We start from the raw sequence: 18,277 nt of genomic DNA on the forward strand, positions 1-18,277 counted from the left end.
TCGTTTATAATCGCCTTTATTTTTTGACGGAAGCCCAACCATGGAAATGATGGCAGCGATGAATATCTTTTTGATTGCATTGTTGATTTTTACCGTATTATTGGTATGGTCGCGCAATTGGAAACGCAAACAGGCTTATCTGGAACACATCAAAAGCAAACCGGATACATTTGAATGGATCAGCCAAAACCTAAGCGGTGTAGAAATCAAAGATTTGAAAGCTGTGGCCGACCGCTTCGGCCTACCTATGTTGCAAGCCAGACAATTGATTGATTTTTATCGTCAAAACCATCAGGCCAAATAATCTTTACAGAACCCGGCCTGATGATTTGACCCATATTAAGGCCGTCTAAAATAATGAATATTATAATATTCATTATTTCAGACGGCCTTAACAGCAGGGGGAAACATGACGGTTTATCTTATTGGCGACTCAATCCGACTGGGCTATCAAGCTGCGGTGCAAGCTGCCCTGCCTGATACGGCTATTCTCTCGCCGGTCGACAACTGCCGTTCATCACATGATGTATTGCAACATATCGAACAATGGACGCAAGGAGCACAGGCCGGAGATATTATCCATCTCAACTGCGGTTTGCACGACATCCGCTACAATGCGGGCAGCACCAAACCCTTATCCGATATCCAAACCTATCAAACCAATCTTCGAAAAATTTTCAGCCGCTTGCAGCAAACCGGCGCGCAAATTATTTGGGCAAGCAGCACGCCTTTTCTGCAAAGCGTACACAATGTCACCAAATCATCGCGCCGCTATCTGAAAGACATTCAAGCCTATAATCAGGCCGCTCAAAACTTAGCGCATGAATTTGTTTTTCCCATCAATGATTTATATGCTTTGATGTTTGTACAGGACTTAACCGCACTGACCATCTGCGACGGGCTGCATTTCAATGAATCCGGCAATGAAATGTTAGGCAATACAGTGGCTGAATTGATTCGGAAAATTAGTTCATAAATTAATTCATCAAAACAATGCCGTCTGAAACCTAATGTTTCAGACGGCACTTTCTGCCCTATTCAATTTCAGACGGCCTAGCCGCGCATAACCGCTTCAATATCTGCCACGCTTTTCGGTGCCAAAGCAGTGTAATTTTCACAACCGTTTTCGGTCACTAATACATTGTCTTCAATGCGGATACCGATGTTATGGAAGGCTTCCGGAATGTCATCGGCTGCGGCAATATATAAGCCCGGTTCGATGGTGCTGCACATGCCCGGCTGCAGCAATAAAGGTTTACCGCCGTGCCAGCGTTTGCCGACATCGTGCACATCCAAGCCGACCCAGTGGCCTAAGCCGTGCATATAGAAACGTTGATAAGCTTGGGATTCAATGTTGCCGTCAACTGTACCTTGCAGTAATTTTTGATCAATCAAGCCTTGCACCAAAATTTTCAGCACCGTCAGATGAATCTCGCCCCAATCGGCATTCGGTTTTACGGCGGCGATGGCGGCTTCATTGGCGGCCAATACGATTTCGTAAATGTCTTTTTGCGCCGCCGTAAATTTGCCGTTTACCGGAAAAGTGCGCGTGATGTCGCCCGCATAAAAGGCGTATTCCGCACCTGCGTCAATCAGCAGCAAATCGCCGTCTTGCAACGTATCTTTGTTGTCGACATAGTGCAGGCAACACGCGTTTTTACCGCCCGCCACAATGCTGTTGTAAGACGGAAAGCGCGCACCGTGGTACATGAATTCGTGCAGAATTTCTGCTTCGATTTGCAGCTCATTCATTCCCGGACGCGTTTTCTGCATGGCACGGATGTGCGCCAATGCGCTGATTTCACCCGCTTTCTTCAACAGCGCGGTTTCATATCCGTCTTTAATCAGACGCATACCGTCCAACACTGCCGCTAAATCGGCCAAATTTTCCGGCGCATAAGTATTGGTCTGAATGCGGCGGCCGGCACTTTGCTGCACGTTATGCCATTTGGCCATCACTTCTTTATCGTGTTTGGGATACAAGCCCCACAAGGCATACAGGCTTTTTTTATTCAGCAGCACTTGCGTTAATTTCGCCGGCCATTCGCTGTCGGCATAGGCCTCATCAAAACCGAACACTTCTAAAGCTGCTTCAGGCCCGTAGCGGAAACCGTTCCAAATTTCGCTTAAAGCATCTTTTTCGCGGCAGAACAAAATGCTTTTTTGCATAGAGCCATCCAGTAGCAACACCGATTGCGGCTCGTCAAAACCGGTCAGGTAATGAAAATAGCTGTCTTGACGGAACGGGAATTCGGTATCGTTGCTGCGGCGCTGTTCCGGCGCGGCAAACAGAACCGCCACGCCTTCGCTGCCGATTTGTTGCAGCACGCGTTGGCGGCGTCGGATAAACGGGGTATTGTTCATCATGTTTCCTTAAGGCCGTCTGAAACTTGTCAAAGCCATTCAGACGGCCTCACTATTATTGATACTGTTTACAAGCAAAGATTAATCAGGCGATTTCAAACTTTTGGCTTGCTCGATTTTTCGGGCAAACCATAAAGCTGACGCCGCTCCGCATACATCGGCCACCGCATCCCAAAATGAACCTTCGCGCGTTTGCGTGAACATCGCTTGCGCACACTCGCTGGCAATCGCAAACACCAAGGCAGCAATCATCATGCCGCAATACGGAGTCAGGCGTTTATCGGTCATATATGCTTTGGCGAGCAACCAAAATTGTGCAAAAAACAAAGCGAAATGCGCCGCTTTATCGAAATTTGGAAACGGCGGCATGCCGCCTGTTGACTCACGCAACAGCAGTGAATAAATAGCTGCCGCAAACCACAGCGCAGCCAATGCGGTAAACTTATTGCGCGGTAAGGTCATTTTCACCCTCTTCGTCCAGCCATGTTTGGCAGATTTTGGCCAAGCGCACGAATTTACCGCCACGCCCGTTTAACACATCACGCCATTGCGCCACTTCTTTACGGCTCGGGGACTCATCCAAGCTGCATTCGTATAACAAAAAATCAAGGGTCTCTTCGGCTGTGCCGACGCTTTCGGTTTCAATCAAATCAATCAATTCGCTCATGGTTTGGGCCGTCTGAAAATATAGGGTTACCGACTGTGTAAAAAACGCTGTGCTTCTTCAAACTCACCCGCATTCAGCAGCGGTATGCCTTTGATGGATTTATTAACCGAATCTTCAATCAACCGACGATGTTCCGCGCTTGGTTTGTTCAAAACATAAGCCGACACCAATGCCTTATCACCCGGATGACCGATGCCCAGACGCAGGCGGTAGAAATTCGGCGTGCCTAAGCGGGCCTGAATGTCTTTCAAGCCGTTGTGGCCGCCATTTCCGCCGCCAAGCTTGAATTTAATGCGGCCGCATTCAATGTCGAGCTCATCGTGTACTACCAGAATTTCTTCGGGCCTAATCTTGTAAAACTGCGCCAATGCCGCCACCGCCAGACCGGAACGGTTCATAAACGTTATCGGCTTAATCAGCCAAACATCGCCTTCGGGGCGGCTGACACGTGCCACTTCTCCGAAGAATTTTTTCTCATCTTTAAACGTCGCTTTCCATTGCCACGCCAATTCATCGAGCAGCCAAAAGCCGACATTGTGGCGGGTTGCTTCATATTCTTTGCCCGGATTACCCAGACCGACAATCATTTTAATGAAGTTAGACATGATTTTCTCGTTGGTGTGCGGTTCTTACGAAGGCCGTCTGAAATTGAATGGTTCAGACGGCCTCAAACTTCAATCCTCCTGATTTTGCACGCGCCGTCTCCGTGCCTCTTTCGGGTCGATCAGCAAAGGGCGATACACTTCGATGCGGTCTTTATCGCGTAATACGGTATCGTCTTTGGCGATTTTACCGAAAATGCCGAGCTTGGCCGAATGCAAATCCAAATCAGGAAACTCTTTTTCCAAACTGCTTTGCAATGCAGCCTGGCGGATGGTTGTACCTTCTGCTACTTGCATGGTTTTCAGCAATTGCTTATCCGGCAAGCCGTACACGATTTCGATGTTAAGCATAACGGCGGTCAGCCTCTTTGACAAATGCGTCCACCAAGGTGCCGGACAAATGATTGAACACCGGCGAAATCATCGCCGATAAAATCGTGCTGCTGAATTCGTATTCCAACTTAAATTCAATTTGGCACATATCATCACCCAAATCAACAAACCGCCAGGTGCCGCACAAGGTTTTAAACGGCCCTTCCAGTAAATCCATTTTGATTTCTTTACCGGAGATATTGTGGTTATACGTGGCAAACGACTGGCGCACGCCCATGTAATCCATAAACAGGCGCGCTTTCAATTCGGTATCGGCGCGCTCGATGATTTCGGTTTTGCTGTACCACGGCAGGAATTTCGGATAATCCTCCACACGGTCAACCAACTCAAACATCTGCTTGGCGCTGTGTAACACCAACACGCTTTTTTCTACTGTTTTCATGGCGGAATCAAACTTAAGCAAAAGCGTTATTATAAACGAATTTGCCGGGCTTTTCAGACGGCCTGAAGGAATAATCTTCGGTATTTGCGTGCCTTTGAATTCATTTCCATTTTTGTATACATAAAAAACGACAGCGTTAACGCTGCCGTTTCATATGCTGATTATGGCTTGTTCACGCCCGAATCATTATCGGAAGAATATTCGGGTTTCACATTCTGCACTTCGGTTTGCAGACCTTCAGGTGTAATCACCATTACTTGCTCCGGCTCGCCTTTTTCTTCTTCAGACTCGTCTTTACGCAGATTATGACTGTAATCTTTCGGCGGGCTAGGCTGCTTGCCCGCCATGATTTCCAAGACCTGATCGCGATCGATGGTTTCCCAATCCATTAGTGCTTTACACATGGTTTCCATTTTATCTCGGTTTTCATCCAAGATTTTGTAGGCCACGGCATATTGTTCATCCAAGATGCGGCGGATTTCGGCATCTACGTCTTGCTGGGTTTTCTCGGAAATGTTTTGCGAACGTGTCACGCTGCGACCCAAGAACACTTCACCTTCATTTTCCGCGTAAACCATTACGCCCATTTTGTCGCTCATGCCGTAACGGGTAACCATTTCGCGGGCAATCTGCGTAGCACGTTCAAAGTCGTTGGAAGCGCCGGTAGAAATACGGCCGACAAAAATATCTTCGGCAATGCGTCCGCCAAACAAAATCGCGATTTGACTCAACATTTGGTCTTTATACATGCTGATGCGGTCGCGTTCCGGCAGCTGCCAAGTCAAGCCCAAAGCTCGGCCGCGCGGCATAATGGTTACCTTATGCACCGGATCAGTAAAGTCCAAGCTCTCGGCCACAATCGCATGGCCCGATTCATGATAAGCAGTCGCACGTTTTTCATCTTCGTGCATCACCATCGAGCGGCGCTCAGGACCCATGTAGATTTTGTCTTTGGCATCTTCAAAATCGCTTTGATCGACTTTGATTTTATTGCGGCGGCCGGCAAACAAAGCAGCTTCGTTTACCAAGTTGGCCAAATCGGCACCGGAGAAACCCGGAGTACCACGCGCCAATGAAGTCAAATCAACCGACTCATCCAAAGGCACTTTTTTGGCGTGCACTTTCAAAATCTGCTCGCGGCCACGGATATCCGGCAACGGCACCACCACTTGACGGTCGAAACGCCCCGGGCGCTGCAAGGCAGGATCCAATACGTCCGGACGGTTGGTCGCGGCAATCACAATCACGGTTTGATTGCTTTCAAAACCATCCATCTCAACCAGCAATTGGTTCAAAGTTTGTTCGCGTTCATCATTACCGCCGCCCAAACCGGCACCGCGTTGGCGGCCTACGGCATCAATCTCGTCGATAAAAATGATACAAGGCGAATTTTTCTTGGCCTGCTCAAACATATCGCGGACACGGCTGGCACCGACGCCGACGAACATTTCCACAAAATCGGAACCCGAAATACTGAAAAACGGTACGCCCGCCTCACCGGCAATCGCTTTGGCCAGCAAGGTTTTGCCCGTGCCCGGACTACCGGCCAGCAAAATCCCGCGCGGCACGCGTCCGCCCAAGCTTTGATAACGGGTCGGCGCTTTCAGGTAATCAACGATTTCTTGGACTTCTTCTTTGGCTTCATCGCAGCCGGCCACATCAGCAAAGGTCACTTTGTTGGCATCTTTATCCAACAATTTAGCACGGCTCTTACCGAATGAAAATGCGCCGCCTTTACCGCCGCCGCCACTTTGCATGCGCATGAAGTAGAACCATGCACCAATCAACAGCAATACCGGCAACAGGCTGAAGAACAAGCTGCCGAGCATGCTCGGTTTTTCTTCAGGCGTCACTTTTACGCGGACATCTTTATCCAATAAAGTCTGAATCAGCTTATCGTCAAGTGGTGCATTGGTGAAAAATGAAGTTTTGTCGGCGCGTTCGCCTTTAATCAGATAACCGCTCACTACCGAGCCTTCGATATTCACGCTGGTTATTTCATCATTGTTTACCTGTTGGATAAACTGCGAATATTCGATTTGTTGTTTATTTTCCTGCTTGTCATTAATGGCATTGAACGCCGCCATCAAGCAGACACCCAACACCAACCAGACCAATACATGTTTAATGGTATTCCCCACTGAATCAGGCTCCATATATAAAGGTAAACGAAAGAAACGATTTTAATGCACGCTGCCCATAATTGTCAGCGTTTATTTCTGCCCAATAAATAAATCTCACTGGAACGATTGCGGGAAGCCTCGGGCTTGCGTGTTTGCACCACGCCGAAAATTTCCCGCATGGCCGCCAAATACTCCTGACAGCCTGCGCCCTGAAATACTTTAACCAAAAAATTACCGCCTGTTTTCAAATGGTTGGCAGCAAAATCCAAAGCCAGCTCACATAAATAAAAGCTCTTGGCTTGATCGGTCACGGCATTACCGGACATATTGGGTGCCATATCGCAAATTACAAGGTCTAACGGGCGATTATCCAACAGCGACTCAAATTGTACTAATACATCGTCTTCACGAAAGTCACCCTGAATGAATGAGACGCCATCGATTTCATCCATCGGCAAAATATCCAAAGCGAATACTTGGCCGTTTTTTCCGACCAATTTGGCTGCTACCTGAGACCAACTGCCCGGCGCACTGCCTAAGTCGGCCAAAATCGTACCTGGCTTAATGAGCTTGTCTTTTTCATTGATTTCCAAAAGCTTATAAGCTGCGCGCGCACGATAACCGTCTTTTTGCGCCATGTGGACATAATGGTCGTTCACATGCTCGTTGAGCCACGCTTTGGAAGATTTGGAACGTACTGCCATAGTGTATGAATGTGAAAATTGAATGACGCTATCTATTGTACGTTATTTTCTCGCAGGCCGCCGTTAAATCGCGTACAATACCGGATTATTATTTTTATTTAAGCAATACAAACATGACGGACGATAAATTAAGCACCAAAGAAATTTTGGAACTCAAAGCCCGCGCACACCACCTGAATCCGGTGGTGATGATCGGCCAACACGGTTTGACGGAATCGGTTATCAAAGAAACTGATGCCGCACTCACCGCCCACGAATTGATTAAAGTGCGCGTATTGGGCGACGACCGCCAAGAGCGCGTAGAAATCTGCAATGCATTGTGTGAAGCCGTGGATGCACAATTGGTGCAACATATTGGCAAATTATTGGTTTTATGGCGTAAAAACTTGGAAATGTAAACCAATATAAGTAATTGCATCAAAAGGCCGTCTGAAAAATATTTTTCAGACGGCCTTTTGATTATATATGAGTTTTATTTCCATTCCAGAGCAGAAATCTGCCACACCAACAGCAGGGCTAAAATTGCGCAAATCATGTAAATCGAGCTGGAAATGCCGTGCCATATGCCGAATGAACCGCCGGTCAGGTTCAGCAGCCAATTGGTGGTTTGGGCTTTATGTGCTTCGATCACCGGCGTCACCAAAAATTGATTGGCAGCCAAAGCGAGCCACAATACCGCAATCAATTTACCGTTTATCGATTGCACATTGCGCACCGCTGCCGCACGTTTACCTACAAAATACACCAGCAGCCAAATCACCAAACCAGTGTAAGACACCACGTCAAACAAGTCGCCCGCAATCGCACCGGCCTGCAATTTAGGCAGGCTTTTAAACAACACCGGCGCGGCGACATAGCCCGCCATCACTTGCATGCCCAGCCATATACCGGCTAAAGCGACAGCCAATTTATTCATGATGTAATCGGATGGGTTAAATATATTGTACCGAAATAATATCGTATTCGCGTACACCGCCCGGTGCCTGCACTTCCGCCACATCACCTTCTTCTTTGCCGATTAAGGCACGGGCAATCGGCGAACCGACGTAAATTTTGCGCTCTTTAATATCGGCTTCGTCTTCACCGACGATTTGGTAGGTGACTTGCTCTTCGGTTTCCAAGTCTTCCAAAGTCACAGTACTGCCGAACACGATTTTGCCTTCGGCATGGATTTCTGCCGGGTTGATAATGTGCGCCAAAGACAGTTTGTTTTCCAATTCGGAAATACGGCCTTCGATGAAACCTTGACGCTCTTTGGCGGCTTCGTATTCAGCGTTTTCCGACAAATCGCCGTGCGAACGCGCTTCGGCAATCGCTTCAATCACTTCCGGGCGGGCAACGCTTTTCAAGTGTTGCAATTCTTGTTTCAACAATTCTGCGCCGCGCACGGTCAATGGAATTTTTTGCATGGTATGTTCTCCGCAAAGCGTTTATACGCTTCTTCACTGATGGTGTAGTGCCCACGGGTCGGATAGACCGCGGGCACAAAATAAAAATACAAGCCGCCTGTGTTCGGCGGCTTGTTCGTAAGAAATTCAATTACGTTATTGTACCACCAAACCTGAAAACCGCAATCCTAAAAACGGATTTCATGGTTATTCGCGGCTTATCGGTCACACAAGCAACAGGCCGTCTGAAACACAATTGGATCAATATTTTTCAGACGGCCTGTTTATGTTTAATCATTAGAATGGAATATCGTCATCAATATCGTCAACCGGGGCAGCCGGAGCGGTTGGTACGCGGCGAACAGGTGCGGCCGGCGGCGCGTTTGGTGCTTCTTGCTGATGAGCCGGAGCAGATTGGTAAGGTTGCTGCGGTGCCGATTGTTGGTAGCCGCCTTGCGAACCTTGATAACCACTTTGGTCATAGCCGCCGTCATCATAAGGTGTGCCGCCTGAATTATCGTTGCGGCCGCCGAGCATTTTCATTTCGCTGGCGATGATGTCGTAAGCAGTGCGCTCGATGCCGTCTTTACCCTGGTATTTACGGCTTTGAATACGGCCTTCCAAATACACTTGGCCGCCTTTGCGCAGATATTGGCCGGCGATTTCGGCCAAACGGCGGTACATGGTGATGTTGTGCCACTCGGTACGCTCTTGGCGTTGGCCGTTGCGGTCGTTCCATGTTTCGCTGGTAGCCACGCTGAAGTTACACACCGCTTCGCCGTTGGGCATGTAACGGACTTCCGGATCTCGACCCAAGCGGCCGATAAGGATGACTTTATTCAATGACATATTAATCTCCTGAAATGATTTTTTCCGCCGCCGACGGGTCGAAACCTTTTTGCAACGCTTTAATATAAACGGTTTGTTTATCCTGACTGAACGTCACCGCTTCCACGCCGGATAATCCGGTCAGCACGCGGTAAAGCGCGTCGGTCCGCCCCTGCCATTGCGGTTGAACCGTATAAGCAATATTTTTCACCGGTTTAGGCGCCGGCGAAGTCCAAGCAATCAGCAGCCACACCAACATCAACGCGCTGCAGAAGGCAAACACACCGTTGAAACCGTAATACTGGAATAACACCCCACCAATCGTACCGCCGGCAAACAGGCCGATGGATTGCATGGTATTGTACACACCCATTGCCGTACCTTTCAAATCCGACGGTGCGATTTTCGACACCATCGACGGCAGGCTGGCTTCCAACACATTGAAACCGATAAAATAAATAGTCATAAACGCCGTGATGAGCCAAATCGAATTCAGACCGAACATCAAAGCAATTTGAGCCGAAGCAATGCACGCGATGCCGAAAATAAATACTTGTTTCAGCTTATTGCGCGTCTCACCGACAATAATCAGCGGCACCATCAATACCAAGCCGATGACGGTCGCCGGCAGATACACTTTCCAATGCTGTGTTTTCAGCAAGCCCAATGTTTCCATGGCAAACGGCAAGGTGGTAAACAGCGCCATTTGCGCCGCATGCAGCGCGAAAATGCCGAAATCCAAGCTTAATAATTGGCGGTTTTTCAATACTTCCGCCATCTGGCCCGGCCGGGCTTGCGCGTCATCGTGCACGCGCGATTGCTCGGGATTCGGTGTCATCCATGCCACTACACTGATGCTGATCACTGTCAACACACCGGTCAGGGCAAACAAGCCCTGCACACCAATCCACGCCGCCATCATCGGCGCCAGCACCAAGCTCACGGAAAAGGTCAGGCCAATGCTCAAGCCTATCATCGCCATGGCACGGGTACGCACTTCATCGCGCGTCAAATCCGCCAATAAAGCCGTCACCGCCGCGCTCACTGCACCCGCACCCTGTAAAGCGCGCGCCACCACCAGCATGGTTAAAGAATCGGCCACTGCAGCCATAAAGCTACCGGCAGCAAAGATAGTCAGGCCGATGTAAATCACTTTTTTGCGGCCAAACTTATCCGAAGCCATACCCATCGGCAATTGCAGCAATGCCTGAGTCAAGCCGTAGATACCCATTGCCAAACCGATTAAGGTTTTGTTGTTTTCCGGGCCGGGCAAGGTTGCCGCATATAAAGCCAACACCGGCAACACCAAAAACATACCCATCATGCGCAGCGCATAGACACCCGAAAGCGTCATGCTGGCACGCCATTCGCACGGAAACATTTGTATGCGGTTATCTCTAGCCATCATTATTTTTCAGACGGCCTGATGAAGCATCAGGCCGTCTGAAACCTAAAAAGTCGTTAACGGAAAGATTATACAGGATTCAAATTTCTTTGCATTTGCTTTATCGCAGCCGCCTGATTTCATATGCAAAATCCATCAACCATACCATTGCCAACGGTTGCGCCATGCACCCAAAACGGTATTGGGGTATTTATCGCTGCCCAAGCTGCCGTTAAACCGCGCCAAGGCGCGCGCCAAATTGCCTTTTTCCACATTATTGTAGTGGCGCAAAATGGTGCAGCCGTAGCGCAGATTGGTGCGGATGTCGAAGAGATTGTGCGAAGGTTTGCCGATGTAGTTTTTCCAAAACGGCATCACTTGCATCAAACCGCGTGCCCCCACGCCGCTGATGGCATATTGGCGAAACGCGCTTTCCACTTCAATCAAGCCCAATACCACCTGCGGATCCAATCCGGCGCGGCTGGCTTCATAGTGAATATTGATGAGCAGACGGCGGCGTTCTGCGGCATCCGGGACAAATCCGGCCAAACGCGACGACATGGTTTGCAGCCAACGCTCGCCTTCCGCAGCACTGGCAAACACCAAACGCGCCGGATTAACATTATTAATCGAGCCGCGCATTACCGAAGCCACATCATCCGACAAAGTTTCTTCGCGTTGCGCACCGGCAACGGCCAAAGCGGGGCTAAAAAGCAACGTGCCGCCCGCAATCAGCAAGCGGCGGCGTAATAAAGAGGGGGCAACAGTCAGATGAGCAGTTTTTTCCATAAGCTGAAAGCTAACGTATTGTGTTTACAGATATTATTAATATAGGGTTTATGCCTTTTAACAGGCCGTCCGAACACCGGGTTTATTTTTCAGACGGCCTGTTATTATATGAGTATCTTTGCACTGAATCAAAGGATATCTACATTAGGAGATGACAGCATTTTTTGCACCATGTAACATAACGCCTTCATTCCACACCCACCTATTCACTCCTATGACAGCCCCCAGCTCAAATCTTCTTGCTTCTGTGGACTTAGGCTCCAACAGCTTCCGCCTGCAAATCTGCGAAAACAACAACGGCCAACTCAAAGTGATTGATTCTTTCAAACAGATGGTGCGCTTTGCCGCCGGTTTGGACGAACAAAAAATACTAAGCGAAGAATCACAAGAGCGTGCCTTGGAATGCCTGGCCAAATTCGGCGAGCGTCTGCAAGGTTTTCCACCGGAACAAGTGCGCGTAGTGGCCACCAACACCTTCCGTGTGGCCAAAAACATCGCCCAATTCATCCCGAAAGCCGAAGCCGCTTTGGGCTTTCCGATTGAAGTGATTGCCGGTCGCGAAGAAGCGCGTTTGATTTACACCGGCGTAGTGCACACTCTGCCACCCAACGGCGACCGTATGTTGGTGATCGACATCGGCGGCGGCTCGACTGAATTCGTCATCGGTTCGGACTTAAAACCGACCAATACCGAAAGCCTGGCTCTAGGCTGCGTGACTTACAGCATGCGCTTTTTCCAAAATAAAATCACTGCCAAAGACTTCCAAGCCGCCATTTCCGCCGCGCGCAACGAAATCCAACGCATCAGCAAAATCATGAAGCGCACCGGCTGGGATTTTGCTGTCGGCACTTCAGGCTCGGCCAAATCCATCCGTGACGTGTTGGCTGCCGAATATCCGCAAGAATCCGACATCACTTACGAAGGTATGAAGAAGCTGGCCGGCCGCATCATCGATGCCGGTTCGGTAAAAAAAGCCAAATTCAACGATTTGAAACCTGAGCGCATCGAAGTATTCGCCGGCGGTTTGGCCGTGATGATGGCTGCCTTTGAAGAGCTGGAAATCAAAAAAATGATGGTCACCGAAGCAGCCTTGCGCGACGGTGTGTTCTATGATTTCATCGGCCGTAAATTAAACGCCGATATGCGCGACCAAACTACAGCCGAATTCCAAAAACGCTACCATGTCAGCCCAAACCAAGCCAAGCGCGTATCGGAAACGGCGCAAGCCTTCATGGGAAATATGTGTTTGGCGCTGAATGTACCGGTGCAGGATTTGGCCAATTGGAAGCAATTCCTGAGCTGGGCGGGTTTGCTGCATGAAATCGGCTTGGACATCGCCCACACCGGCTACCACAAACATTCGGCGTATATTTTGGAATACGCCGATATGCCCGGCTTTTCGCGCAAAGAACAAATCATCTTGTCGCAATTGGTGCTCGGCCATCGCGGCGATTTGAAAAAAATGGTCGATATTGTCGGTGACGATCAAATGCTGTGGTACGCCATTTTGTCACTGCGCTTGGCCGCACTCTTCTGCCGCGCACGCTTGCCGTTGGAATTGCCGGATCAACTGCAATTCCGCACCGGCGAAGACAAGCAAAGCGTCTTGCTGCGCATCAGCGAAGCTTGGCTCGACAAGCATCCTTTGGTTGCTTCGGCATTGGAATACGAAAGCCAGCAATGGAACAAAATCAATCAGCCTTTTGATGTGCAAACCTTGTAAATCAAATAAACAGGCCAAGACCTTTGTAAAATCCGGCTTAAAGCAAAATGCCATACGCGTCATTCCCTCGTAGGCGGGAAGCAAAGGCGTTGGATTTTTGTAGTCTCTGTATGCTTCTGAAACCGATAAATCCCAATCCCCGCCTAAGCGGGAATGACGGATTTTAGGTTTCTGCAAATTTTCAAGTTTTGAAAGAACGAAGGCCGTCTGAAACTCGGGCGGCCTCTTTCGCATTTCCAATCAAGAATGGCTTTTCTGCCATTTATTAAACGATTCCAATGCACGTTCGAGCAAGTTTTGCAATTGTGCCCATTCTTTATCGGATAAATCGGCAAACATGTCTTTTTCCAAATTGCGACCGATGGTTTCCGCCACCAACCAAGCTTCTCGACCGCGTTGACTCAAATGCAGGCATTGGCGGCGGTTGTCGCTTTCATCTGCCGTTCGGGTAATCAAACCACGCTGTTCCAACGCGGCCAGATTTTTCGACAACAGCGTTTTATCCAGCTCCAAATTTTCCAACAGCTCCGTCGGCGTGCTGCCGGGCATGTCGTGCAACAGACGCAATACGCGGAGCTCACGAATTTTCAAACCGACGGCATCGTGGTAATAAACATCAGCCGCTTTAATTGCCGCCGAACTGATCTGCACCAAACGGTAAGTCAGGTATGCCATGATTTCTCCCTTTATGATGATTGTATTTATTTTCAGACGGCCTGCCATTTCATTTGGAACTCAGCCGCAAGCTGTATCAGGTAATATTAATGTAATCAAGGCCGTCTGAAAACCTGATTTGTTTTCAGACGGCCTTGTGATACCACTTAATGATTAAGGGCATGATTAAGGGCAAGGATTGCTGATTTCGGCATGTACGCCGTTAATCGCGTTCAATACGTCTTCACTCAACACCACGTCAGCCGTAGCGATATTTTCGCGCAATTGTTCTATCGTGGTCGCACCGATGATGTTACTGCCGACAAATGCTTGCTGCGTCACAAACGCCAAAGACAATTGCGTCAGCGTCAAACCCGCTTCTTCAGCGATTTTGGCGTAACGCTCCACCGCTTCTTCCGCTTTCGGCTTGGTATAGCGTTGAAAACGTTCAAACAAAGCCAAGCGGCTGCCTTCCGGTTTTGCGCCGTGACGGTATTTGCCGGTCAACACGCCAAACGCCAGCGGTGAGTAAGCCAACAGCGGAATGTCTTCGCGCAAAGAAATTTCGCTCAAGCCCACTTCGTAGCTGCGGTTGAGCAGGTTATACGGATTTTGCACCGAAGCCACACGCGGCAAACCGGCGTTTTGCTCGTGTCGGTTGAGATAGCGCATCGTGCCCCACGGCGTTTCGTTCGACAAGCCGAAGGCGCGGATTTTGCCCTGTTTCACCAATTCGCCCAAAGCATCGGTGATTTCTTCAATCGGCGTAAACGCTTCGTCATCCGGCAAGTCGGTCACGCCCAATTTGCCGAAGAAATTCACTTTGCGCTCCGGCCAATGCAGTTGGTACAAATCCAGATAATCGGTGTTCAAGCGCTGCAAACTGGCATCGCAGGCTTCCAAAATTTGTGCGCGCGAAAAATCATTGCCGTTGCGGATATAGCTTTCCAAACGGTTGGCACCGGTCGGGCCGGCGATTTTACTGGCCAACACAAAATCATCGCGCTTGCCGCGCGCTTTAATCCATGAGCCGATATAACGCTCGGTGGCGGCATACGTTTCCTTACCCGGCGGCACGGGATACATTTCCGCCGTATCAATGAAATTTACGCCGTTGGCCAAAGCGTAATCAAGCTGCTCATGGGCTTCTTGTTCTGTGTTCTGCTCGCCCCAGGTCATAGTACCCAAGCAGATTTTGCTCACTTCAATGCCGGTGCGGCCGAGTTTGCGCTGTTCCATAAGAAGATTCCTTTCAGAATGTTTTCAGACGGCCTGATGATTGAATTGTAGACCGTGATCTTTGCAAAGTCCCCATCTTTGGCACGTTTATTTGTTATGCACTGCTTGAAATTTCATCTATCTTCTTGATATTAATTAACTTTCCGTGACACTATAACTTCAAACCGCACTCAAATCCGGAGTTTTGCAAAAGCCTCCGGCCGTCTGAAAAATAAATTAATAATTGCGGCGGCGGAAGAAAAACGCGCCGTCGCTGTCGGCTTCCAAAATATAGCGGCCGGTTTGCACAGCGGCATAGCCCGATTTATTTTCGGAATACGATTTCAAACCTGCATGGCCAATCAGATAATCAGTCAGTTTGGCAGACTCTTCCGCCACGTTGTCCACCAGCTTGGCGAATAAGGTGTGGCAAATACCGTCTTTGCGCCAGCCGATGTTTTTACCGCCATCGGTTTCCATACATTTGCCGCGAATCATCTCTAAATCGTTGCTGCGCGCGCCGATGAGCTCGACTTGATTGCCTTCGGCCATCCCGTCAATCGGATAAACCGCACTCGGTTTACCGTCAACCGTTCGGCCTGCTTGCGCTGCGCCCAATGCCAAACCGTTAACCGCGCGCTCATCAATATATTTCACTTTAAACAAAGGCTTCGGCGGCACACCGGCTTGCGCTTCAGCCGGTTTATCAGACTGACCGCCGCAGGCCGCCAGCATCAGTGGCAATAACAGCATGGCATATTTCTGCATGATTTCTATCCTGACGATTCGGAATAATTCGGAAAATGTTATTATAGCTACCCTGTAATGGTTTTAACACCCACCACCCCCACGAAAAACCCCATGATTTGGAACATCATTATCATCCACCTGCTCGGCATGATGAGCCCCGGCCCTGATTTCTTCTACATTGCCCGCACCGCCGCGTTACACGGCCGCAAAAATGCCGTGTTTGCCGTATTGGGCATCGTCACCGGCGTGATGTTTTGGGCCGGTGCCACCATGCTCGGCTTGTCGCTGCTTTTGAAAACTTTTCCGATGTTCAACACCGTTTTGATGTGTTTGGGCGGCAGCTATTTGATGTATTTAGGCTGGAAAATGGTGAATGTGCGGCAAAATGCCGATTTCCGCCATGACCAAGCCGCTGCGGCTGCCTCGCCGGCCAGCCCGTTGAACGAAGCGAAAAAAGGCTTGCTGGTAAACCTTTCCAATCCCAAAATCGTGGTTTATTTCAGCAGCGTGATGTCGGCAGTATTGGCAGACGTCACCGAAACCTGGAAAATCGCCGGCGTCTTACTGCTGCTTTGGGCGGAAACCATCATCTTCTTCACCGGCTTGGCGGTTTTGTTTTCCGGCCGGGCCGCCAAACGGTTTTACAGCTGCTACAGCCGCTATTTGGATAATTTTTCCGGTTTGCTTTTCCTGTGCTTCGGCGGCTATTTGATTTATAAGGCTTTATTTTCGTAACCGATTCGACTGAGGCCGTCTGAAAGATTCAGACGGCCTTTTTATCGTAAACGAATATGTAAAAATATGCTATAAAACTTTGAATTTCCAAAGTTATTTGATACATTTAATTGGTTTGGCCACAACAACGATAAGGAGATGCGCAATGATTTGGTTTATCTTGGCTGCCGCCCTGCTGATACTCGAGCTTTTCATCGGCACGATTTATCTGATGGTGGTGAGCGCCGCTTTGTTCGGAGCAGGCTTGATGGCGTGGTTGACTACCAACACCGTAGCCGCAATTTTAACCGCCGCCGTTTTATCCGCTTTGGGCACTTGGTGGGCGCACGGTTGGATACAAAAACACCGCAAACCGGATGAAATTGAAAACCTTGCCAATGATCTCGATGTCGGCCAAACCGTGCAGATTTCACGCCATTTACACACCGATTATTACGAAGTCGTTTACCGCGGTACACATTGGCAGGCGCAGGCATTGAATGCGCCATCCGCCGCCACCTCGCAAACCGGCGTAATTACCGGCAAAAACGGCAATATTCTATTGATTCGCTTACATTAACTCATTCACGTTAAGGAAAAAACATGGAAATTTTATACAGCTTTCCGATTCTGATTTTGGCAGCAGTGATTGTCTTCGGCTTTAAAGCCTTTGTGGTCGTGCCGCAGCAAGAAGCCTATGTAGTCGAGCGTTTGGGGCGTTTTCACAAAGTGCTTAATCCTGGTTTGAGCATCCTGATTCCGTTTATCGACCGCGTAGCTTACAAACACACGCTGAAAGAAATTCCGCTCGATGTGCCAAGCCAAGTCTGCATCACGCGCGACAACACCCAGCTTACCGTCGACGGCATCATCTATTTCCAAGTGACCGACCCGACATTGGCTTCATACGGCACCAGCAACTATATTATGGCCATCACCCAATTGGCTCAAACCACCCTGCGCTCAGTCATCGGCCGCATGGAATTGGATAAAACCTTTGAAGAACGCGACGAAATCAACAGCATCGTCGTGGCGTCGCTGGACGAAGCGGCCACTTCTTGGGGCGTAAAAGTTTTGCGTTACGAAATCAAAGACTTGGTTCCACCGCAAGAAATTCTGCGTTCTATGCAGGCACAAATCACCGCCGAGCGTGAAAAACGTGCCCGCATTGCCGAATCGGAAGGCCGAAAAATCGAGCAAATCAACTTGGCCAGCGGCCAGCGCGAGGCCGAAATCCAGCAGTCCGAAGGTGAAATGCAGGCGGCAATCAACGAATCACGCGGTCAAAAAGAAGCGCAAATCAACCGTGCCCAAGGTGAAGCCGAAGCCCTACGCTTGGTGGCCGAAGCCAACGCCGATGCCATCCGCGCCGTGGCCGCCGCTTTGCAACACCCGGGCGGCAATGAAGCGGTAAATTTGAAAGTGGCCGAACAATACGTCGAAGCCTTCGGTAAACTGGCTAAAGAAAACAATACTTTGATTATGCCGGCCAACGTTGCCGACATTGGCAGCTTGGTTTCCGCAGGCTTGAAGATTGTAGAAGGAAATAAAAATTCTGTATTAAAATAAGGCCGTCTGAAAATCAAAAGGCCGT

General features: G+C 49.3%; 23 protein-coding genes. 7 read left to right on the plus strand and 16 right to left on the minus strand.

Annotated features, from left to right (window positions below; all coding sequences use genetic code 11):
• The first annotated feature begins 40 nt into the window (after positions 1 to 40).
• Positions 41 to 304: a hypothetical protein gene (locus H4O27_RS07365; RefSeq protein WP_165008834.1), complete on the plus strand. Its 264-nt coding sequence runs from the start codon at positions 41 to 43 to the stop codon at positions 302 to 304.
• A 105-nt stretch (positions 305 to 409) separates the two neighbouring features.
• The gene (locus tag H4O27_RS07370; protein WP_165008836.1) at positions 410 to 976 is read left to right on the plus strand and encodes an SGNH/GDSL hydrolase family protein; all 567 of its coding nucleotides are present in this window, start codon (positions 410 to 412) and stop codon (positions 974 to 976) included.
• Between the two features lie 77 nt (positions 977 to 1,053).
• On the opposite strand, the gene pepP is transcribed toward H4O27_RS07370, so the two are convergent.
• The 8 genes from pepP to H4O27_RS07410 form a co-directional block, all read right to left on the minus strand.
• Complete coding sequence (gene pepP / locus H4O27_RS07375; protein ID WP_226883378.1) at positions 1,054 to 2,367, minus strand: Xaa-Pro aminopeptidase; 1,314 nt, start codon at positions 2,365 to 2,367, stop codon at positions 1,054 to 1,056.
• Between the two features lie 78 nt (positions 2,368 to 2,445).
• On the minus strand, positions 2,446 to 2,826 hold the full coding sequence (locus tag H4O27_RS07380) for a VanZ family protein (protein ID WP_165008838.1): 381 nt from the start codon (positions 2,824 to 2,826) through the stop codon (positions 2,446 to 2,448).
• Positions 2,807 to 3,031, minus strand: coding sequence for a dioxygenase (locus H4O27_RS07385; RefSeq protein WP_165008840.1), 225 nt, complete (start codon positions 3,029 to 3,031; stop codon positions 2,807 to 2,809). The genes H4O27_RS07380 and H4O27_RS07385 overlap by 20 nt, the downstream gene beginning before the upstream one ends.
• Positions 3,032 to 3,057: 26 nt before the next feature.
• Positions 3,058 to 3,636, minus strand: coding sequence for an aminoacyl-tRNA hydrolase (gene pth / locus H4O27_RS07390; RefSeq protein WP_165008842.1), 579 nt, complete (start codon positions 3,634 to 3,636; stop codon positions 3,058 to 3,060).
• A 69-nt stretch (positions 3,637 to 3,705) separates the two neighbouring features.
• Entirely contained in the window at positions 3,706 to 3,984 is a 279-nt protein-coding gene (locus tag H4O27_RS07395) for an RnfH family protein (protein ID WP_165008844.1), read from the minus strand.
• Positions 3,977 to 4,408, minus strand: a complete 432-nt coding sequence (locus H4O27_RS07400; RefSeq protein WP_165008846.1) for a type II toxin-antitoxin system RatA family toxin — start codon at positions 4,406 to 4,408, stop codon at positions 3,977 to 3,979. The genes H4O27_RS07395 and H4O27_RS07400 overlap by 8 nt, the downstream gene beginning before the upstream one ends.
• 161 nt (positions 4,409 to 4,569) lie before the next feature.
• The gene (gene ftsH / locus H4O27_RS07405) at positions 4,570 to 6,549 is read right to left on the minus strand and encodes an ATP-dependent zinc metalloprotease FtsH (RefSeq protein ID WP_226883379.1); all 1,980 of its coding nucleotides are present in this window, start codon (positions 6,547 to 6,549) and stop codon (positions 4,570 to 4,572) included.
• A gap of 65 nt (positions 6,550 to 6,614) precedes the next feature.
• Positions 6,615 to 7,235, minus strand: coding sequence for an RlmE family RNA methyltransferase (locus tag H4O27_RS07410; RefSeq protein ID WP_165008849.1), 621 nt, complete (start codon positions 7,233 to 7,235; stop codon positions 6,615 to 6,617).
• A 113-nt stretch (positions 7,236 to 7,348) separates the two neighbouring features.
• On the opposite strand from H4O27_RS07410, the gene yhbY reads away from it, so the two are divergent.
• The gene (yhbY, locus tag H4O27_RS07415) at positions 7,349 to 7,633 is read left to right on the plus strand and encodes a ribosome assembly RNA-binding protein YhbY (protein ID WP_100563177.1); all 285 of its coding nucleotides are present in this window, start codon (positions 7,349 to 7,351) and stop codon (positions 7,631 to 7,633) included.
• A 74-nt stretch (positions 7,634 to 7,707) separates the two neighbouring features.
• Here yhbY and H4O27_RS07420 read toward each other — a convergent pair whose 3' ends face one another.
• From H4O27_RS07420 to H4O27_RS07440, 5 genes are all read right to left on the minus strand, one after another.
• Complete coding sequence (locus tag H4O27_RS07420) at positions 7,708 to 8,151, minus strand: DUF4149 domain-containing protein (protein ID WP_165008851.1); 444 nt, start codon at positions 8,149 to 8,151, stop codon at positions 7,708 to 7,710.
• A gap of 16 nt (positions 8,152 to 8,167) precedes the next feature.
• Positions 8,168 to 8,644: a transcription elongation factor GreA gene (greA, locus tag H4O27_RS07425; protein WP_095503589.1), complete on the minus strand. Its 477-nt coding sequence runs from the start codon at positions 8,642 to 8,644 to the stop codon at positions 8,168 to 8,170.
• A gap of 276 nt (positions 8,645 to 8,920) precedes the next feature.
• Positions 8,921 to 9,472: a single-stranded DNA-binding protein gene (locus tag H4O27_RS07430; RefSeq protein WP_165008853.1), complete on the minus strand. Its 552-nt coding sequence runs from the start codon at positions 9,470 to 9,472 to the stop codon at positions 8,921 to 8,923.
• Between the two features lies 1 nt (position 9,473).
• Positions 9,474 to 10,856 carry an MFS transporter gene (locus H4O27_RS07435; protein WP_165008948.1) on the minus strand — a complete coding sequence of 461 codons (1,383 nt, stop codon included), beginning with the start codon at positions 10,854 to 10,856 and terminating at the stop codon, positions 9,474 to 9,476.
• Positions 10,857 to 10,991: 135 nt separating this feature from the next.
• On the minus strand, positions 10,992 to 11,624 hold the full coding sequence (locus H4O27_RS07440) for a lytic transglycosylase domain-containing protein (RefSeq protein WP_165008855.1): 633 nt from the start codon (positions 11,622 to 11,624) through the stop codon (positions 10,992 to 10,994).
• A gap of 214 nt (positions 11,625 to 11,838) precedes the next feature.
• Between H4O27_RS07440 and ppx the strand changes: the two genes are divergently transcribed.
• Complete coding sequence (gene ppx, locus H4O27_RS07445; RefSeq protein WP_165008857.1) at positions 11,839 to 13,347, plus strand: exopolyphosphatase; 1,509 nt, start codon at positions 11,839 to 11,841, stop codon at positions 13,345 to 13,347.
• Positions 13,348 to 13,587: 240 nt separating this feature from the next.
• On the opposite strand, the gene H4O27_RS07450 is transcribed toward ppx, so the two are convergent.
• The 3 genes from H4O27_RS07450 to H4O27_RS07460 form a co-directional block, all read right to left on the minus strand.
• Complete coding sequence (locus H4O27_RS07450; RefSeq protein WP_165008859.1) at positions 13,588 to 14,022, minus strand: MarR family winged helix-turn-helix transcriptional regulator; 435 nt, start codon at positions 14,020 to 14,022, stop codon at positions 13,588 to 13,590.
• Positions 14,023 to 14,187: 165 nt separating this feature from the next.
• Positions 14,188 to 15,240, minus strand: coding sequence for an NADP(H)-dependent aldo-keto reductase (locus H4O27_RS07455; RefSeq protein ID WP_165008861.1), 1,053 nt, complete (start codon positions 15,238 to 15,240; stop codon positions 14,188 to 14,190).
• 216 nt (positions 15,241 to 15,456) lie between these two features.
• Positions 15,457 to 15,987: a hypothetical protein gene (locus H4O27_RS07460; RefSeq protein WP_165008863.1), complete on the minus strand. Its 531-nt coding sequence runs from the start codon at positions 15,985 to 15,987 to the stop codon at positions 15,457 to 15,459.
• Between the two features lie 93 nt (positions 15,988 to 16,080).
• Here H4O27_RS07460 and H4O27_RS07465 point away from each other — a divergent pair, with 93 nt between their 5' ends.
• The 3 genes from H4O27_RS07465 (at position 16,081) to H4O27_RS07475 (ending at position 18,252) form a co-directional block, all read left to right on the plus strand.
• Positions 16,081 to 16,704: a LysE family transporter gene (locus tag H4O27_RS07465; RefSeq protein WP_165008865.1), complete on the plus strand. Its 624-nt coding sequence runs from the start codon at positions 16,081 to 16,083 to the stop codon at positions 16,702 to 16,704.
• Between the two features lie 145 nt (positions 16,705 to 16,849).
• Positions 16,850 to 17,263, plus strand: a complete 414-nt coding sequence (locus H4O27_RS07470; protein WP_165008867.1) for an NfeD family protein — start codon at positions 16,850 to 16,852, stop codon at positions 17,261 to 17,263.
• 23 nt (positions 17,264 to 17,286) lie between these two features.
• The gene (locus tag H4O27_RS07475) at positions 17,287 to 18,252 is read left to right on the plus strand and encodes an SPFH domain-containing protein (RefSeq protein WP_165008869.1); all 966 of its coding nucleotides are present in this window, start codon (positions 17,287 to 17,289) and stop codon (positions 18,250 to 18,252) included.
• The last annotated feature ends 25 nt before the right edge of the window (positions 18,253 to 18,277 follow it).

The organism is Neisseria yangbaofengii (assembly GCF_014898075.1).
GTDB lineage: Bacteria > Pseudomonadota > Gammaproteobacteria > Burkholderiales > Neisseriaceae > Neisseria > Neisseria yangbaofengii.

Excerpts from the sequence above, each read along its gene's own strand:
- H4O27_RS07365 (WP_165008834.1), top strand. The coding sequence starts at position 41 with ATGGAAATGATGGCAGCGATGAATATCTTTTTGATTGCATTGTTGATT.
- H4O27_RS07370 (WP_165008836.1), top strand. The coding sequence starts at position 410 with ATGACGGTTTATCTTATTGGCGACTCAATCCGACTGGGCTATCAAGCT.
- pepP (WP_226883378.1), bottom strand. The coding sequence starts at position 2,367 with ATGATGAACAATACCCCGTTTATCCGACGCCGCCAACGCGTGCTGCAA.
- H4O27_RS07380 (WP_165008838.1), bottom strand. The coding sequence starts at position 2,826 with ATGACCTTACCGCGCAATAAGTTTACCGCATTGGCTGCGCTGTGGTTT.
- H4O27_RS07385 (WP_165008840.1), bottom strand. The coding sequence starts at position 3,031 with ATGAGCGAATTGATTGATTTGATTGAAACCGAAAGCGTCGGCACAGCC.
- pth (WP_165008842.1), bottom strand. The coding sequence starts at position 3,636 with ATGTCTAACTTCATTAAAATGATTGTCGGTCTGGGTAATCCGGGCAAA.
- H4O27_RS07395 (WP_165008844.1), bottom strand. The coding sequence starts at position 3,984 with ATGCTTAACATCGAAATCGTGTACGGCTTGCCGGATAAGCAATTGCTG.
- H4O27_RS07400 (WP_165008846.1), bottom strand. The coding sequence starts at position 4,408 with ATGAAAACAGTAGAAAAAAGCGTGTTGGTGTTACACAGCGCCAAGCAG.
- H4O27_RS07410 (WP_165008849.1), bottom strand. The coding sequence starts at position 7,235 with ATGGCAGTACGTTCCAAATCTTCCAAAGCGTGGCTCAACGAGCATGTG.
- yhbY (WP_100563177.1), top strand. The coding sequence starts at position 7,349 with ATGACGGACGATAAATTAAGCACCAAAGAAATTTTGGAACTCAAAGCC.
- H4O27_RS07420 (WP_165008851.1), bottom strand. The coding sequence starts at position 8,151 with ATGAATAAATTGGCTGTCGCTTTAGCCGGTATATGGCTGGGCATGCAA.
- greA (WP_095503589.1), bottom strand. The coding sequence starts at position 8,644 with ATGCAAAAAATTCCATTGACCGTGCGCGGCGCAGAATTGTTGAAACAA.
- H4O27_RS07430 (WP_165008853.1), bottom strand. The coding sequence starts at position 9,472 with ATGTCATTGAATAAAGTCATCCTTATCGGCCGCTTGGGTCGAGATCCG.
- H4O27_RS07435 (WP_165008948.1), bottom strand. The coding sequence starts at position 10,856 with ATGGCTAGAGATAACCGCATACAAATGTTTCCGTGCGAATGGCGTGCC.
- H4O27_RS07440 (WP_165008855.1), bottom strand. The coding sequence starts at position 11,624 with ATGGAAAAAACTGCTCATCTGACTGTTGCCCCCTCTTTATTACGCCGC.
- ppx (WP_165008857.1), top strand. The coding sequence starts at position 11,839 with ATGACAGCCCCCAGCTCAAATCTTCTTGCTTCTGTGGACTTAGGCTCC.
- H4O27_RS07450 (WP_165008859.1), bottom strand. The coding sequence starts at position 14,022 with ATGGCATACCTGACTTACCGTTTGGTGCAGATCAGTTCGGCGGCAATT.
- H4O27_RS07455 (WP_165008861.1), bottom strand. The coding sequence starts at position 15,240 with ATGGAACAGCGCAAACTCGGCCGCACCGGCATTGAAGTGAGCAAAATC.
- H4O27_RS07460 (WP_165008863.1), bottom strand. The coding sequence starts at position 15,987 with ATGCAGAAATATGCCATGCTGTTATTGCCACTGATGCTGGCGGCCTGC.
- H4O27_RS07465 (WP_165008865.1), top strand. The coding sequence starts at position 16,081 with ATGATTTGGAACATCATTATCATCCACCTGCTCGGCATGATGAGCCCC.
- H4O27_RS07470 (WP_165008867.1), top strand. The coding sequence starts at position 16,850 with ATGATTTGGTTTATCTTGGCTGCCGCCCTGCTGATACTCGAGCTTTTC.
- H4O27_RS07475 (WP_165008869.1), top strand. The coding sequence starts at position 17,287 with ATGGAAATTTTATACAGCTTTCCGATTCTGATTTTGGCAGCAGTGATT.